This is a genomic window from Flagellimonas hadalis, assembly GCF_007785775.2.
GTDB classification, from domain to species: Bacteria; Bacteroidota; Bacteroidia; order Flavobacteriales; family Flavobacteriaceae; genus Flagellimonas; species Flagellimonas hadalis.
The window spans coordinates 243,472-256,679 of sequence record NZ_VNIK02000003.1; the positions used below are offsets into that span (position 1 = coordinate 243,472).

12 protein-coding genes are annotated in these 13,208 nt (G+C 45.9%); 7 read left to right on the top strand and 5 right to left on the bottom strand.

Features of this window, described 5'->3' with window-relative positions; all coding sequences use genetic code 11:
• Window positions 1–140: 140 nt before the first annotated feature.
• Complete coding sequence (locus tag FOT42_RS07285; RefSeq protein ID WP_151889911.1) at window positions 141–2,789, bottom strand: DUF5916 domain-containing protein; 2,649 nt, start codon at window positions 2,787–2,789, stop codon at window positions 141–143.
• Window positions 2,790–3,036: 247 nt separating this feature from the next.
• Between FOT42_RS07285 and rplM the strand changes: the two genes are divergently transcribed.
• The 4 genes from rplM (at window position 3,037) to tsf (ending at window position 6,107) form a co-directional block, all read left to right on the top strand.
• Window positions 3,037–3,492, top strand: a complete 456-nt coding sequence (gene rplM / locus FOT42_RS07290) for a 50S ribosomal protein L13 (protein WP_151889912.1) — start codon at window positions 3,037–3,039, stop codon at window positions 3,490–3,492.
• Window positions 3,493–3,879: a 30S ribosomal protein S9 gene (gene rpsI, locus FOT42_RS07295; RefSeq protein WP_108424948.1), complete on the top strand. Its 387-nt coding sequence runs from the start codon at window positions 3,493–3,495 to the stop codon at window positions 3,877–3,879. It begins immediately after the preceding gene.
• 212 nt (window positions 3,880–4,091) lie between these two features.
• Window positions 4,092–5,198 carry a 30S ribosomal protein S2 gene (rpsB, locus tag FOT42_RS07300; protein ID WP_151889913.1) on the top strand — a complete coding sequence of 369 codons (1,107 nt, stop codon included), beginning with the start codon at window positions 4,092–4,094 and terminating at the stop codon, window positions 5,196–5,198.
• An 84-nt stretch (window positions 5,199–5,282) separates the two neighbouring features.
• A complete protein-coding gene (gene tsf, locus FOT42_RS07305; RefSeq protein ID WP_151889914.1) occupies window positions 5,283–6,107 on the top strand; it encodes a translation elongation factor Ts in 825 nt (274 codons plus the stop codon).
• A gap of 69 nt (window positions 6,108–6,176) precedes the next feature.
• Here the strand turns inward: tsf and FOT42_RS07310 are convergent, their stop codons facing one another.
• The 4 genes from FOT42_RS07310 to FOT42_RS07325 are packed head-to-tail and all read right to left on the bottom strand — an operon-like array spanning window position 6,177 to window position 9,263.
• Window positions 6,177–6,986, bottom strand: coding sequence for a DUF4097 family beta strand repeat-containing protein (locus FOT42_RS07310; RefSeq protein ID WP_151889915.1), 810 nt, complete (start codon window positions 6,984–6,986; stop codon window positions 6,177–6,179).
• Window positions 6,987–6,990: 4 nt separating this feature from the next.
• Complete coding sequence (locus FOT42_RS07315) at window positions 6,991–7,857, bottom strand: DUF4097 family beta strand repeat-containing protein (protein WP_151889916.1); 867 nt, start codon at window positions 7,855–7,857, stop codon at window positions 6,991–6,993.
• Window positions 7,858–7,917: 60 nt separating this feature from the next.
• Window positions 7,918–8,712, bottom strand: coding sequence for a HEAT repeat domain-containing protein (locus tag FOT42_RS07320; protein ID WP_151889917.1), 795 nt, complete (start codon window positions 8,710–8,712; stop codon window positions 7,918–7,920).
• Window positions 8,709–9,263: an RNA polymerase sigma factor gene (locus FOT42_RS07325; RefSeq protein ID WP_226789824.1), complete on the bottom strand. Its 555-nt coding sequence runs from the start codon at window positions 9,261–9,263 to the stop codon at window positions 8,709–8,711. Before FOT42_RS07325 ends, FOT42_RS07320 begins: the two co-directional genes overlap by 4 nt.
• A 158-nt stretch (window positions 9,264–9,421) precedes the next feature.
• Here FOT42_RS07325 and pyrH point away from each other — a divergent pair, with 158 nt between their 5' ends.
• The 3 genes from pyrH (at window position 9,422) to FOT42_RS07340 (ending at window position 13,196) form a co-directional block, all read left to right on the top strand.
• Window positions 9,422–10,129 carry a UMP kinase gene (gene pyrH / locus FOT42_RS07330; RefSeq protein ID WP_151889918.1) on the top strand — a complete coding sequence of 236 codons (708 nt, stop codon included), beginning with the start codon at window positions 9,422–9,424 and terminating at the stop codon, window positions 10,127–10,129.
• A gap of 40 nt (window positions 10,130–10,169) precedes the next feature.
• Entirely contained in the window at window positions 10,170–10,724 is a 555-nt protein-coding gene (gene frr / locus FOT42_RS07335; RefSeq protein ID WP_151889919.1) for a ribosome recycling factor, read from the top strand.
• A 75-nt stretch (window positions 10,725–10,799) separates the two neighbouring features.
• Window positions 10,800–13,196 carry an efflux RND transporter permease subunit gene (locus FOT42_RS07340; protein ID WP_151889920.1) on the top strand — a complete coding sequence of 799 codons (2,397 nt, stop codon included), beginning with the start codon at window positions 10,800–10,802 and terminating at the stop codon, window positions 13,194–13,196.
• Window positions 13,197–13,208 lie beyond the last annotated feature (12 nt).

A 13,208-nucleotide genomic window follows, 5' to 3' on the forward strand; every position in this document is an offset into this window, starting at 1 on the left:
CTGCCCCCGATAGTTTTCGAGATGGTTCAGCATTGCATTGCCAGTGAGAACCTGAAACAAGTTCAGGTTGACGTGTTCCAACCGTGGATTCCACATGGTGCCACGACTGGGCTCAGCATCCGTTTGGAATGACAGTTGCATCAAAGCACAAACCGATAGGTTGCCTTCACCAAAAAGATATTCTGGGGCTTCTGTCCAAAAATATTGTCCCCCAAACTGGGCAACAGTCCATCGGTAGGGTCGCCACTTCGGGACACATCCTGCGACCAGACCAAGAATATCTCGGAACCGGGTATGTACTCCCATCGGACCACCAAATTGGAACGAAACTGCACAAAGGAAAAATCAGGGTTTCCAAAACTAAAGTCCGCAACGTTGTCCAAATCCTCGTCAATGGCATACACGCCATCACTCAAAGTGGTCTGATCGGCCCCATATTGTACAAATCTGTCCTCAAACCGCTTGGCCGTAGCATCGGCAATATGTTTAAAATTGGAATACCTCCCCCGTGAAATAAAAGGTTGCCCCCAATACTGGATGGTCAGGTTGGGATTGATGGTATAGTTCAACCGAACGGACATGCTCAGGGTGCGTTGGTCTATCTCACCGTTGAAGTACCTCGTGGAACCGTTCACATCATCCAAATTATCAATGAACTGGAGTTTATCATGATTGATGCCCAACGACGGGAAGGCAGACACCCTCAATGCATTGATGGGCTGATAGACAAATCCTCCTTCCATATAATACGATTTAAAGGAATTGTCCACGGCTTTTCTACCTTCATGGTAAAATGAGAATTGTATCTTCTTCCTACTATCGGTCTGGATATTGTTCCAAAAGCTCATCCAGGGGGATTGTCTCAACCTCGGCCCGCCCCTCAATGCAAAATTGGAATATTCGATGGGAGCATAGTTGAATCCAATATTGGTCTGGTAATTGTTCTTCCAGTTTTGCCAGCTATTGGTGTTGAACTGCAAATAATTATGGTTCCCCCCAAAGTCCCAGGCGGTCCAGTGGTTGTAATTGATGCCCACTCGCCTAAAGGTACTGTCCGGTTTCAGGGTCTGATAGCCTATCCAGGTATAGTGGCGGATGTCATCGGCCTGGCGTTGAAACCCGATATCGTTGAGTTCCAGTTCCGGGGAACGCCAGGTACCCCCCGACTCGAACCGCCAATGCCCATTACCGATCTTACCTATTTGCACATTGCCCCCTGTTCCCGACAAAGAGGTTCGCGTACTATCCACGGAGAGATAATCCGCATCCACCCTGTTGAACAAATGGGCTATGGATCTCTGCGTATTCTCGATGGCCTCCTCGCTGCCCTGCACATGGCTGAGGGTGACATTCCCGCCCACATACCAATCCCTGTTGTTCCACTGGTGCTTGAAATCCAAACCTCCGGTGTAAGCGGAACTATGCAAAAATTGTAGCGATTCGGGCAGGTTTTCCCGATTGGTGGCCGTAAAGATGCCACCGATATAGGAATTACGATCATTGAAATCTTTCTGCAGTCGGCCCACAAAATAGTTGGTCAGCGGTTCCACCACTTCTTTTCTCCTATTATCGCTTCCATCAATAATGGTGGCCTGTCGTTGGGAAGTCACACTTTCCAGAACGCCTATGGCCCAGCCGTTCTTGGTCTTTCCGCTGAACTTTGCCGCCCCAATGATCGGGGTATTGTCGGGCTGATCTACAAACTCGCCATCGACGGTGTTGGGATAGGCCTGTGGGCTCCTGCCTATGCGCCTGGAATAAAAAACATTGTCGGAACCAAAGGTATTGCCCGCCTCCGATTGCGAAACACTGAAATCGAAGATGTTCTTGTTCTCCACAAAAAATGGGCGTCTTTCCTGAAAAAATATTTGAAACCCATCCAAAGCAATGGCCGAGGGATCAGCATCCACTTGTCCAAAATCCGGATTCACGGTCAGGTCCAAGGTAAGGTCGTTGGTGATTCCAATTTTAGCATCGAGTCCGCCGGTTATGTCACTCTCACTGCCATCCTTGAAAGGGTTGCCCTCCTCAGCCTCATACGTTTCCATTTTGGCAACGGTGTAGGGTTGGATCTCCAATTGTTTCTGTGGCTCGATGTTCTTCAATCCGTGCAGTTCGCCAAATTCGCTCACCCAACCGGGTTGATCCACAGGTTTTCGTTGCCAGACCGAACGCTCTTCGTTCCTAAAATACCTTCTGGTGGATTGAAGCCCCCATACTTGGCTCTCGGCCTTTCCAAACTTCAACTGGCTCAGGGGAATCCGTATCTCTGCCGTCCAGCCCTCTTCATCAATATGGGTCTTTGCATACCAGATCGGGTTCCAACTGGGGTCCCAATTGTTGCCGTTATTGGAAACAAATTCATCGCCTTTCACGCCAGCAGCTGTTATGGTAAAGGAAAAAGCGGTCCGTTTGTCAAAATAACTATCGATATTGAACTCTACCCAATCGCCCTCAAAGCCATCCCTTCGGGACAATCTCCTTACGATCTTGTCCGGTTCCGTGTCCAGACAACGTACACCTATGTATAGATTTTTGGTATCATATATAATCTTGAATTTGGTCTGATGGCTCGGTGGAGTATTCTCATCGGGTTGCCATTCAATATAATCCCCGGCCCAATCCACAAGGTTCCATGCCGGGTCGTCCAAAAGGCCATTGATCGTTGGTGGGGTTTCACTGCCCAGACCCTTGGTCACATAAATTTTCTTGGGGACCACATTGGTGGTGTCTTGCGCTTCAAGTTGGAAAGTGAGAAGGATGAGTAAAATAAAAGGTATGTATTTCACTTGTTCGTTTATTGATTGGTCTGATTACCCTAAAGACCACGTTAAAATGGGTTAGTTACAGCACCTCCAATCTTTAAGTTTTTTTTAACGTTTAAAAAGTGATGTTTACGCTGATTTTATCGGGAAGATGAAAAAAAGAAAAAAGGCGAAAAAATATTCCCAATCAACCGTTTGTAATTCAATCTAATAATTGTACATTTGCAGCCCGTTTATCGGGATAGGTATTCAAATCAATAATATTCTAGAAGTGGACACATTAAGTTATAAGACTATTTCCGCCAATAAATCTACCGTTGACAAGCAATGGTTATTGGTTGATGCAGAGGGGCAGAACTTGGGAAGATTGGCATCAAAAGTGGCCAAATTGCTTAGGGGGAAATACAAGACCAACTTTACTCCCCATGTGGATTGTGGGGACAATGTAATAGTCATCAATGCCGAGAAGGTGAACTTGACCGGCAACAAATGGGATGACAAAGTGTATTTGAGATATACCGGGTATCCCGGTGGACAGCGTTCCGCTACCGCAAAAGAAGTATTGAAGAAACATCCTGAGCGCATTATCGAAAACTCCGTGAAGGGAATGTTGCCAAAGAACAAACTTGGTGCTGAAATCTACAGAAACCTAAAGGTTTATGTGGGTGCCGAGCACGGACAGGAAGCGCAAAAACCAAAGGCAATAAACTTAAACGACTACAAATAAATGGAAGTGGTTCATAAGATAGGAAGAAGAAAGACCGCGGTGGCCAGAGTATATGTCTCCGAAGGTTCTGGAAACATAACCGTAAATAAAAGGGACCTTGGCGATTACTTTAGCACTGCCACCTTGCAGTACAAGGTAAAACAACCTTTCACCCTTACCGAGACCGAAGGAAACTATGATGTGAAGGTCAATGTATATGGTGGTGGAATCACCGGACAGGCAGAAGCGGTTCGCTTGGCATTGTCCAGGGCCATGTGCGAGATCAATGCTGAGAACAGGGAAGTCCTGAAACCAGAAGGTCTTTTGACAAGGGACCCAAGAATGGTGGAAAGAAAGAAATTCGGTCAGAAGAAAGCCCGTAAGAAATTCCAATTCTCCAAACGTTAATATTGCGGTGCCTTGGCACCTCTATATAAGTTCATTGAAAACCCTGAAAACCATTTTCAGGGTTAAATTTTTAACCAAGTTGTCGTTGTTCCAAAAGGAAAAAATGAATCGACTTTTTGGAATTTAGTTTAGCATCTAAATGGATTGGGCAAACCTAAAAGTGACCACCAGTTCATTGCTACTACAACGGAACGTAAACTAAGTACAAAAAAATGGCAAGTAAAATTGAAGTAAAAGACTTACTGGAAGCAGGTGTGCATTTTGGACACCTAACACGAAAGTGGAATCCCAACATGGCTCCCTACATCTACATGGAGCGAAACGGTATCCACGTCATCAATCTCTACAAAACTGTAGCAAAACTTGAGGAAGCCAACGAGGCCCTTAAGAAAATTGCGGCCTCTGGACGAAAAATCCTTTTTGTGGCCACCAAAAAACAAGCCAAGGACATCGTTGCCGACAAGGTATCCAAAGTGAACATGCCCTACATCACAGAAAGATGGCCCGGTGGTATGTTGACCAACTTTGTCACCATCCGTAAAGCTGTCAAGAAAATGGCCGCTATCGACCGAATGAAAAAAGACGGGACCTTTGACACCCTTTCCAAAAAAGAAAGATTGCAAGTGGACCGTTTGCGTGCCAAACTGGACAAAAACTTGGGTTCCATTGCAGACATGACCCGTTTGCCAGGTGCACTTTTCATCGTTGACACCATGCGTGAGCACATTGCCGTCAAGGAAGCGTTGAAATTGAACATCCCTATTTTCGCGATGGTCGATACCAACTCCGACCCAAGACCCATCGACTTCGTAATCCCTGCCAACGATGACGCCGGAAAATCCATCGAGGCCATTTTGGAAGAAGTGACCAAAGCTGTGGCCGAAGGTTTGTCCGAGCGTAAAAATGACAAGGCCAACGACAAAGAAGATGAAGATGAAGATGACGTGACCACTAAAGCTGTTATGGTCGATGAGGATGAGGACGATGAAAAACCGTCCAAAAAATCAAAGCCCGTGGCCAAAGAAGTGAAGCCAGCACAAAAAGAAGTTAAAGCTGAAAAGGCAAAAACAGATGACTTGACCAAAGTGGAAGGCATTGGCCCAAAAGCAGCCGAAGCATTGGTTGAAGCTGGGGTATCCACCTTCGCCAAGCTTTCTGAAACGTCTGCTGATGACATCAAGGAAATCTTGACCGACGCCAGCTCCACCATGGCCCACTTGGATCCAACTTCTTGGCCCAAGCAAGCCAAAATGGCCGCTGAAGGAAAGTGGGACGAATTGAAAGAATGGCAAGACAGTGTTAAGGGAGGCGTTGAATAAACCAACCTTGATTTAACATTGTCCTAAAACAAAACACTTTAATAGTGTTTTACTTTACATAAATTTTTAAAAAAGCATAGAAAAATGGCACAGATTACCGCCGCAGAAGTAAATAAACTAAGACAGACCACCGGAGCTGGGATGATGGATTGCAAAAAAGCTTTGGTCGAGGCCGATGGCGATTTTGAAAAAGCAATCGAGATCCTGCGCAAAAAAGGACAGAAAGTAGCCGCCAACAGAGCTGACAGGGAATCCTCTGAAGGTGCTGCCATAGCAAAAGTGAATGCCGGCAGCACCCAAGGTGTGGTTATTTCATTGAACTGCGAAACCGACTTCGTTGCCAAAAACGAAAGCTTTGTGACCTTGGCCAACGATTTGGCCGATCTTGCACTAGGTTTCGACAACAAGGAAGCTTTTCTTGCCGCTCCTTTCAGTGGCATGACCGTTGCGGATAAATTGACAGAGCAGACCGGTGTGATCGGTGAAAAAATCGAGATCGGAAGCTTCGAGAAATTGAGCGCCCCTTTCGTAGGATCTTACATCCACGCCGGAAACAAGATCGCTACATTGGTAGGTTTGTCCGCCAATGTTGACGGTGCTGCCGAAGCTGCCAAAGATGTAGCCATGCAAGCTGCTGCAATGAACCCTGTTGCCCTTAACGAAGAAGGCGTAGATCAGTCCATCATCGATAAGGAAATCGAGATCGCAAAAGAGCAATTGCGCCAAGAAGGAAAGCCAGAAGCTATGTTGGACAACATCGCCAAAGGTAAATTGAACCGTTTCTTCAAGGACAACACCTTGGTCAACCAAGATTTCATCAAGGACAGCAAAGTTAGCGTTGCCCAGTATGTAAAATCTGTTGACAGCAACTTGACCGTTACCGGTTTCAAAAGAGTAGCATTGGGATAATCCCGTACCATTCAAATAAAAAAAGGCCCCATTAAAATGGGGCCTTTTTTATGCTTGGATTTTTCCTCATTACTTTGACTTGATCATGATGTCACCGTTAAAGGTCTTGAACAATAGTTCGGGACCGCCACCATTGATCTTGCCCCTGACCCATTGTTCCAATTTCACCTTATAACTGCCAGAAGTTTGCTTTTTGTCCATTTCAGGCTTGTTCTCTGAAAGGGCCATATCAAAATCGGTATAAACATCGCCCATATCCGATTTGGCCTTCACATTTGCCTTTATACTTCTCGGGAAGGTTACCTCCACATTTCCATTGAAACTGCTAAAAGCCATATCCGTCATATTGCCCATCTTTTTAAAATCGACCTTCACTGGCCCATTGGTGGTATAGGCAATGACCGCACCTTCCACATTTAGGAGTGAAATAGCCCCGTTCACATTATTGATCTCCAAATCACCCGTAACTCCTTGCACCAAAATATCGCCATCATTTACCGTACTTAATTTTAAGGCAAAATTATAAGGAACCTTGATCTCAAAATCAGCCTTTCTGCTCCACATCTCATTTTGGATCCTGACCTCGTTGCCTTTCTCCTCGGCACTGATGTTGAGCCCAGAATTGCCAATACGTTTCATGCCATTCTTCTCGTTGTTGGAAGACTTCTTATCCCCCGAAACCGAAACCTTTGCAATAACTTCCTTGCCCTCATACCCGGTTACGGTAATGGACCCACTGATCTGATCAAGAACCAATTTTCCGGATTGTCCGGGAGTGCTCAACGGAATGGTAAATAAATCGATTTCCTTGTCCTGTGCGGACAACACACCCGTAATCAATACAAGGGTGACAACAGCTATAGTTTTGATCTTCTTCATGACTTTATATTTTTTTGATGAATACATTCCCGTTCAAGGTTTCAAAATCAAATTCCACTTGACCGCTTCCAATCTGGACAACGGGCCTGGATTCAAACTTGAATTTGGGCTTGTCGCCATCACCTTCATTTTTACTGGTCTTCACAAATTGTTTGTTGATGTCAAAGTCCGTGAACATTTCCCCGTTCATACTTTTGAACGAGATGTTGGCCGAAAGTGATTGCTGGTATGAAATAATGATATCCCCGTTCAAAGCATAATAGCGAGAGGCCACCTTCGGATTGCGGGCATACGAAATATCCACATCCCCATTGATACAGCTTACCTTGGTCTTTCCTGAAATGTTGTTCAGGGAAATACCTCCGTTGATATTGTCAGCTTCCACGGACTCCCCGTTTGTGTTCTTGACCAAAATATCCCCATCATTGACCGTGCTTACATTGATCTTGACCGAGTTCGGCACCTTCAAGGTAAAATTCAACTTGTGTTCATAGGGAACATCCTCGTTGTTGTTGCACCAATTGTACCTCAACTTGTCTTTTTCAAATTCGATGTAGGGAGCATCGGGATGAAGAATGACCCGATTGCTTTCCGCAATGACTTGGAGTTGCAGTTCCTTTTTTCCCAATTCCAGGTCTTCCGAGTTTTTGGCAGAAATAATTCGTTCCACCTCCAGCACCACTTCGTTTCCGTTGTATCCTTCCACGTTCACGGAACCGAATACGTTTTTCACAACCAAAGTGTTGTTGACATCATTGGCAAGGGGGACACTTTTTCGGATGACCTCCTTGAACTCCTTTTTCTGTGCCGTGGCACCCAACATGCCCACTCCCAAGGACAGACATGACATAATAATTAACCGTTTCATCATTTTAAAAAATTAGACTGTTCGTAATTTGATTTGCGCCCAAAGGGCAGATTGATAAATAAACTATATGATGGATTCAATACTCCTTTCGATTCGTTTTTTGACCGTGGTATCCAACTGTTTTTGCTTCAATAACTGCTTGAAGGGTTCTATGGATGCCTTTTCCTGAAGGGCCACCATCAAATTGGCCAAGGTTATCTGTAAAATGGGTGACTCCTGGTTCGGGATGGATTGCACCAAACCTTGCCTAACCTCAGGCTTGTCCACATAATTGGTCAAGGATTCTATCGCGGCCAGCCTTACGTTTACGTTGGGATCACTATTGAGCGTTTTTAAAAGCGCCCTGATCACAATATCATCGGCATTCTCAAACTTATTGGCTTCGCTCACGCCTTGCAATCGTTGGTTTGCCGATGGTTGGTCCAACAGGGTCAGCACCAACTTTTGACGCACTTCCTCGGTCTCGTTGTTCGCTGCCATGATTTGCGTAGGAATCGGTTCCACTTCGGGCCTAAAAAAATACCCGACACCCAACCCGATCATGAGCAGAAAAATTCCAATGGCCCATTGTGGCCTTAAAATCCCGGAAAGCATGGATATAACACTTTGTTTGGGCGCCTTGTCTTCCTTCTTTTCCATTTCGGAGGATAGCATGGTAAAAAAGGCCTCGTCCATACTTTCCGAAGGCTCAGGGGTTTGGATAGCCTGCAATAGCTCCCAAGCTTTCAATAGGTCATCGTACTTTTCACGATACTCCCCATGCCCTTCCAAGAAAAATTCAAATTCCTTCGCTTCGCTTTCTGAAAGGTTTCCGGACATATAGTCCATGGCCCATATTTCAAACTTTTCGTCCATCATCTCGTTTCCAATTGTAAAAAAATCGTTTTCAAATCCTTTAATGCCCGGTGTACCCTGACCTTCGCCGCGCCTTCGGAACAGCCCAAGATCTCACCGATCTCTTGGAACTTCAGTTCCCTGTATTTGCTCAGCAGCAATATTTCTCTTTTTTCAGAAGGCAGAAGACCCAATGCCTTGGTAAGCATTTGCGCATTCCCTTCCTGGTCCATGGTCTCATTCAAATAATCCCCTGTTCCTTTATCCACCTGCTCCGGGGCTATCCCTCTCGAAACTCCTTCGCGAGAAATTTTCTTATAATGATCATTGCCCACGTTGCGGGCCATGCTGAACATCCATGCCGTGAAAGGGCCCTCTCCCGTGAAGGAGTGTCGGTACTTCAAGATCCTCACAAACACATTTTGCACCAAATCTTCACTGATGGATGGGTTGTTGCCCATATTATAGAAAAATCCAAAGAGCCTTTTCTTATGCCGTTCATAGAGCAGGCCCAACTTGTCCAAGTCGCCACTCTTCACTTTCAGCATCAAGACATTATCGGTCAGTGTTTGCAATGAATTGTTTTTTTGGTTGTTGTAGGATATACCGTTGTTTTTGAAAAAGGTTACAGAATGTATGGATTTTTATCCATTCGTATCTTGGGTCATCCCATTTTCACTGATTTGCCATAATTTTTTTTGATTATTTTTGTCCGAACTTCAAGAAACCTTTGATGCATTACAAGAGAATTTTATTAAAACTGAGTGGGGAGGCCTTGATGGGCAAAAAGCAATACGGAATCGACGGGGACCGTTTGTCCGAATATGCAGATGAGATCAAGGCTGTGGTGGACAAGGGTATTGAAGTGGCCATCGTTATTGGTGGGGGCAACATTTTCAGGGGCCTTGCCGGCGCCAGTCAAGGAATGGACCGGGTACAGGGCGACCACATGGGCATGTTGGCCACCGTGATCAACGGATTGGCCCTACAGAGTGCCCTGGAACTCAAAGGCATCCAGACCCGCTTGCAATCGGCCATCAAGATCAACGAAGTGGCCGAACCTTTTATCAGAAGAAGGGCCATCCGACATTTGGAAAAAGGTAGGGTCGTGATTTTTGGAGGAGGAACAGGAAACCCATATTTCACTACCGATTCCGCTGCTGTATTGAGAGCCATCGAAATCAATGCCGATGTGATCCTGAAGGGAACCCGTGTTGATGGCATCTACACTTCCGACCCTGAAAAAGATAAAAATGCCACCAAATTTGATTCCCTTTCATTCCAAGAGGTACTTTCAAAAGGTTTGAAGGTGATGGACACCACCGCCTTCACACTGAGCCAAGAAAACGAATTGCCCATCGTGGTCTTCGACATGAACACCAAGGGCAATTTGATGAAGATCGTATCGGGGGAGAACATTGGAACGGTGGTCAACGTTTAAAATGGTCACATTTTTGATATTGTTATAAAAATTTAAGAGCATGGACGAAGAAGTAAAATTTGTACTTGATAGCACTAAAGAGAGCATGGATGCCAGTATTTCCCACTTGGAAAAGGCCTTTATAAAGATCCGTGCCGGAAAGGCCAGTCCCATAATGCTGTCATCCGTAATGGTGGACTATTACGGCGCGCAGACTCCCTTATCCCAAGTATCGAACATCAACACGCCCGACGCCAGGACCATTTCAGTGCAGCCTTGGGAAAAGAACCTTATCGGGGAAATAGAAAATGCCATCATGAACGCCAATTTGGGGTTTAACCCCATGAACAACGGGGAAATGGTCATCATCAATGTGCCGCCATTGACCGAAGAGCGCAGGAAACAATTGGTGAAACAGGCAAAGGCGGAAGCGGAAGATGCCAAAGTGAGCATCCGAAGTGCCCGACAAGAGGCCAACAAGGAGCTCAAGGCATTGGAAATCTCGGAAGACCTTTTGAAGAATGCGGAAGTGGACGTGCAGGAACTCACCGACTCCTACAGCAAAAAAGTGGACTCCATCCTCTCCGTGAAAGAGGCGGAAATCATGAAAGTCTAAAACTTTCTCCTTGATCGGCTGCTTTCTTAGGAACACAGCCGATCATTTTTTACCTTTGCGCCCAACAAAACCGAAATGGCAGTAAAGCTCATGAAAGGATTTTGGCCCAAGGTCTCCCGAATCATTCTCCGCAACAGGATACTCATCCTTTTAGGAATTGTGGCTTTTACTGTTTTTTTGGCGCTGCAGTGGAAGAACATCCGGTTTTCCAACACGGAATCCAATATCCTTCCCGATGACCATCCGGCCACCATACAGTACCGATCTTTTACCAAAATATTTGGCGAAGAGGGCAATGCCATTGTCCTGGCCATAAGGGACACCGCCCTGTTCACCCCAAAAAACTTCAATCGGTGGAACAAACTGAGCAAGCAATTGGAGGCATTTCCCGAGATAGACTTTGTCGTTTCCCTGGAAAACCTTCGGGTGCTCGTAAAGGACAATGACGAGCAGGTCTTTGTGATGGAACCTTTCCTGAAGAAAAAACCCAGCAGCAAGACAGAGATCGATTCATTGAAGAACCATTTGTTCAATGAACTTCCTTTTTATGATAATCTGGTCTATAACCCCAAAAGCGGGACCATACAGACCATCGCCTATCTGGACAAGGACATTATGGATACTCCGGTCAGGAACGAATTTATCCTGAACGATCTGGACGATCTCGTCAAAAGTTTTGAGGAGGAGACCCAAATGGATGTCCACGTTTCGGGAATGCCCTACATCCGAACCTGGAACACCAAGTCCATCGTGGACGAAATCGGGATCTTTATCGTGGCCGCCCTCTTGGTCACTTCCATTATCTTTTTCTTTTTCTTCAGAAGTTTCAGGGCCACTTTCATATCCATGTTCGTGGTCATCATCGGGGTCATGTGGGCCTTCGGCATCCTTGGATTGCTGAAGTATGAGATGACGATTCTTACGGCACTGATCCCTCCACTCATCATTGTGATCGGCATCCCCAACTGTATTTTCCTCATCAACAAATACCAACAAGAGGTAAACAAACATGGGAATCAAGCCCTGTCCCTACAGCGGGTCATCTCCAAGATCGGGAACGCCACATTGATGACGAACATCACCACGGCATCGGGTTTTGCCACCTTTATCATTTTGGATAGCGACCTTCTTAGGGAATTTGGCATTGTGGCCTCCATCAATATTGTGGGGATTTTTATCCTTTCCCTATTGATCATACCGATCATCTATAGCTTTATGCCGCTTCCAAAGACCAAACACCTGAAGCACCTGAACAAGAAATGGATGGACTTCTTTGTGAACTGGATGGAGCGGATGGTCCGGGACCACAGAATTGCCGTCTACATGACCACAGTGGCCATCTTGGTTCTTAGCATTATCGGTATTTACCAAATGCGGATCACCGGGAGCCGGATTGAAGACCTTCCCAAAGACACCCATTTTTATAAGGACATCCAATTTTTTGAACAGGAATTTGATGGCATCATGCCCATGGAAATTGTGGTGGACACAGAGCGGAAAAACGGGGTCCTCAAGCCAGCTACCCTCAAGCGAATGGACGAATTGGGCTCGGTCATCCATGAAATTCCTGAACTGTCCCGGCCTATTTCAGTGGTGGACCTGATCAAATATTCCAAGCAGGCCTTTTATAATGGCATCCCCAAATATTACCAGCTGCCCACCAACCAAGAGAACACCTTCATCATGGATGTGGCTCGAAAATCATCTACTGATGGCAATCTTCTGAAAAGCTTCGTGGACAGTACAGGGCAAACCGCACGCCTTACCACCTATATGCAGGATGTCAAGATCGACCGCATGGAGGAAATCGAAAAAACAATACAGCAATCCATCACAAAGCTCTTCCCCGATGATCGGTATAATGTGTTCATGACCGGAAAAGCATTGTTGTTCCTAAAAGGAACCAAATACCTGGTCAAGAACCTGTTGCTTTCATTGGCACTCGCCATTGGCCTGATCTCCCTTTTTATGGCCTATCTCTTCCGGTCGTTCCGGATGGTCGTCATATCCCTGGTTCCCAACCTTTTGCCATTGGTCATCACCGCTGGCCTCATGGGATATTTGGGCGTCCCCATAAAACCGTCCACTATACTGGTGTTCAGCATCGCCTTTGGTATTTCTGTGGACGACACCATCCATTTTCTGGCAAAATACCGTCAGGAACTGGCTGCCAACCGTTGGCAGATCAAAAAATCGGTTTATGCCGCCCTTCGGGAGACCGGCGTGAGCATGTTCTACACCTCCATCGTCCTCTTTTTCGGGTTTTCGGTCTTCACCATATCCAGTTTTGGGGGCACCAAGGCCTTGGGTGCATTGGTATCCGCTACGCTATTGTTCGCCATGCTGTCCAATTTGATCCTGCTGCCCTCCCTGCTCCTTTCCTTGGAAAGAAGCATTGCCAACAAACAGGTGCTCAAAAAACCGCAGATCGATATTTTACCACAGGACGAGGACAACGGCAAAGAGAAATAGTAGTGGAAACGG

What these genes read in the sequence shown, in the direction of transcription:
- rpsI (WP_108424948.1), top strand. Translation starts at nt 3,493, where the DNA reads ATGGAAGTGGTTCATAAGATAGGAAGAAGAAAGACCGCGGTGGCCAGA.
- rpsB (WP_151889913.1), top strand. Translation starts at nt 4,092, where the DNA reads ATGGCAAGTAAAATTGAAGTAAAAGACTTACTGGAAGCAGGTGTGCAT.
- tsf (WP_151889914.1), top strand. Translation starts at nt 5,283, where the DNA reads ATGGCACAGATTACCGCCGCAGAAGTAAATAAACTAAGACAGACCACC.
- FOT42_RS07310 (WP_151889915.1), bottom strand. Translation starts at nt 6,986, where the DNA reads ATGAAGAAGATCAAAACTATAGCTGTTGTCACCCTTGTATTGATTACG.
- FOT42_RS07315 (WP_151889916.1), bottom strand. Translation starts at nt 7,857, where the DNA reads ATGATGAAACGGTTAATTATTATGTCATGTCTGTCCTTGGGAGTGGGC.
- FOT42_RS07320 (WP_151889917.1), bottom strand. Translation starts at nt 8,712, where the DNA reads ATGATGGACGAAAAGTTTGAAATATGGGCCATGGACTATATGTCCGGA.
- pyrH (WP_151889918.1), top strand. Translation starts at nt 9,422, where the DNA reads ATGCATTACAAGAGAATTTTATTAAAACTGAGTGGGGAGGCCTTGATG.
- frr (WP_151889919.1), top strand. Translation starts at nt 10,170, where the DNA reads ATGGACGAAGAAGTAAAATTTGTACTTGATAGCACTAAAGAGAGCATG.
- FOT42_RS07340 (WP_151889920.1), top strand. Translation starts at nt 10,800, where the DNA reads ATGGCAGTAAAGCTCATGAAAGGATTTTGGCCCAAGGTCTCCCGAATC.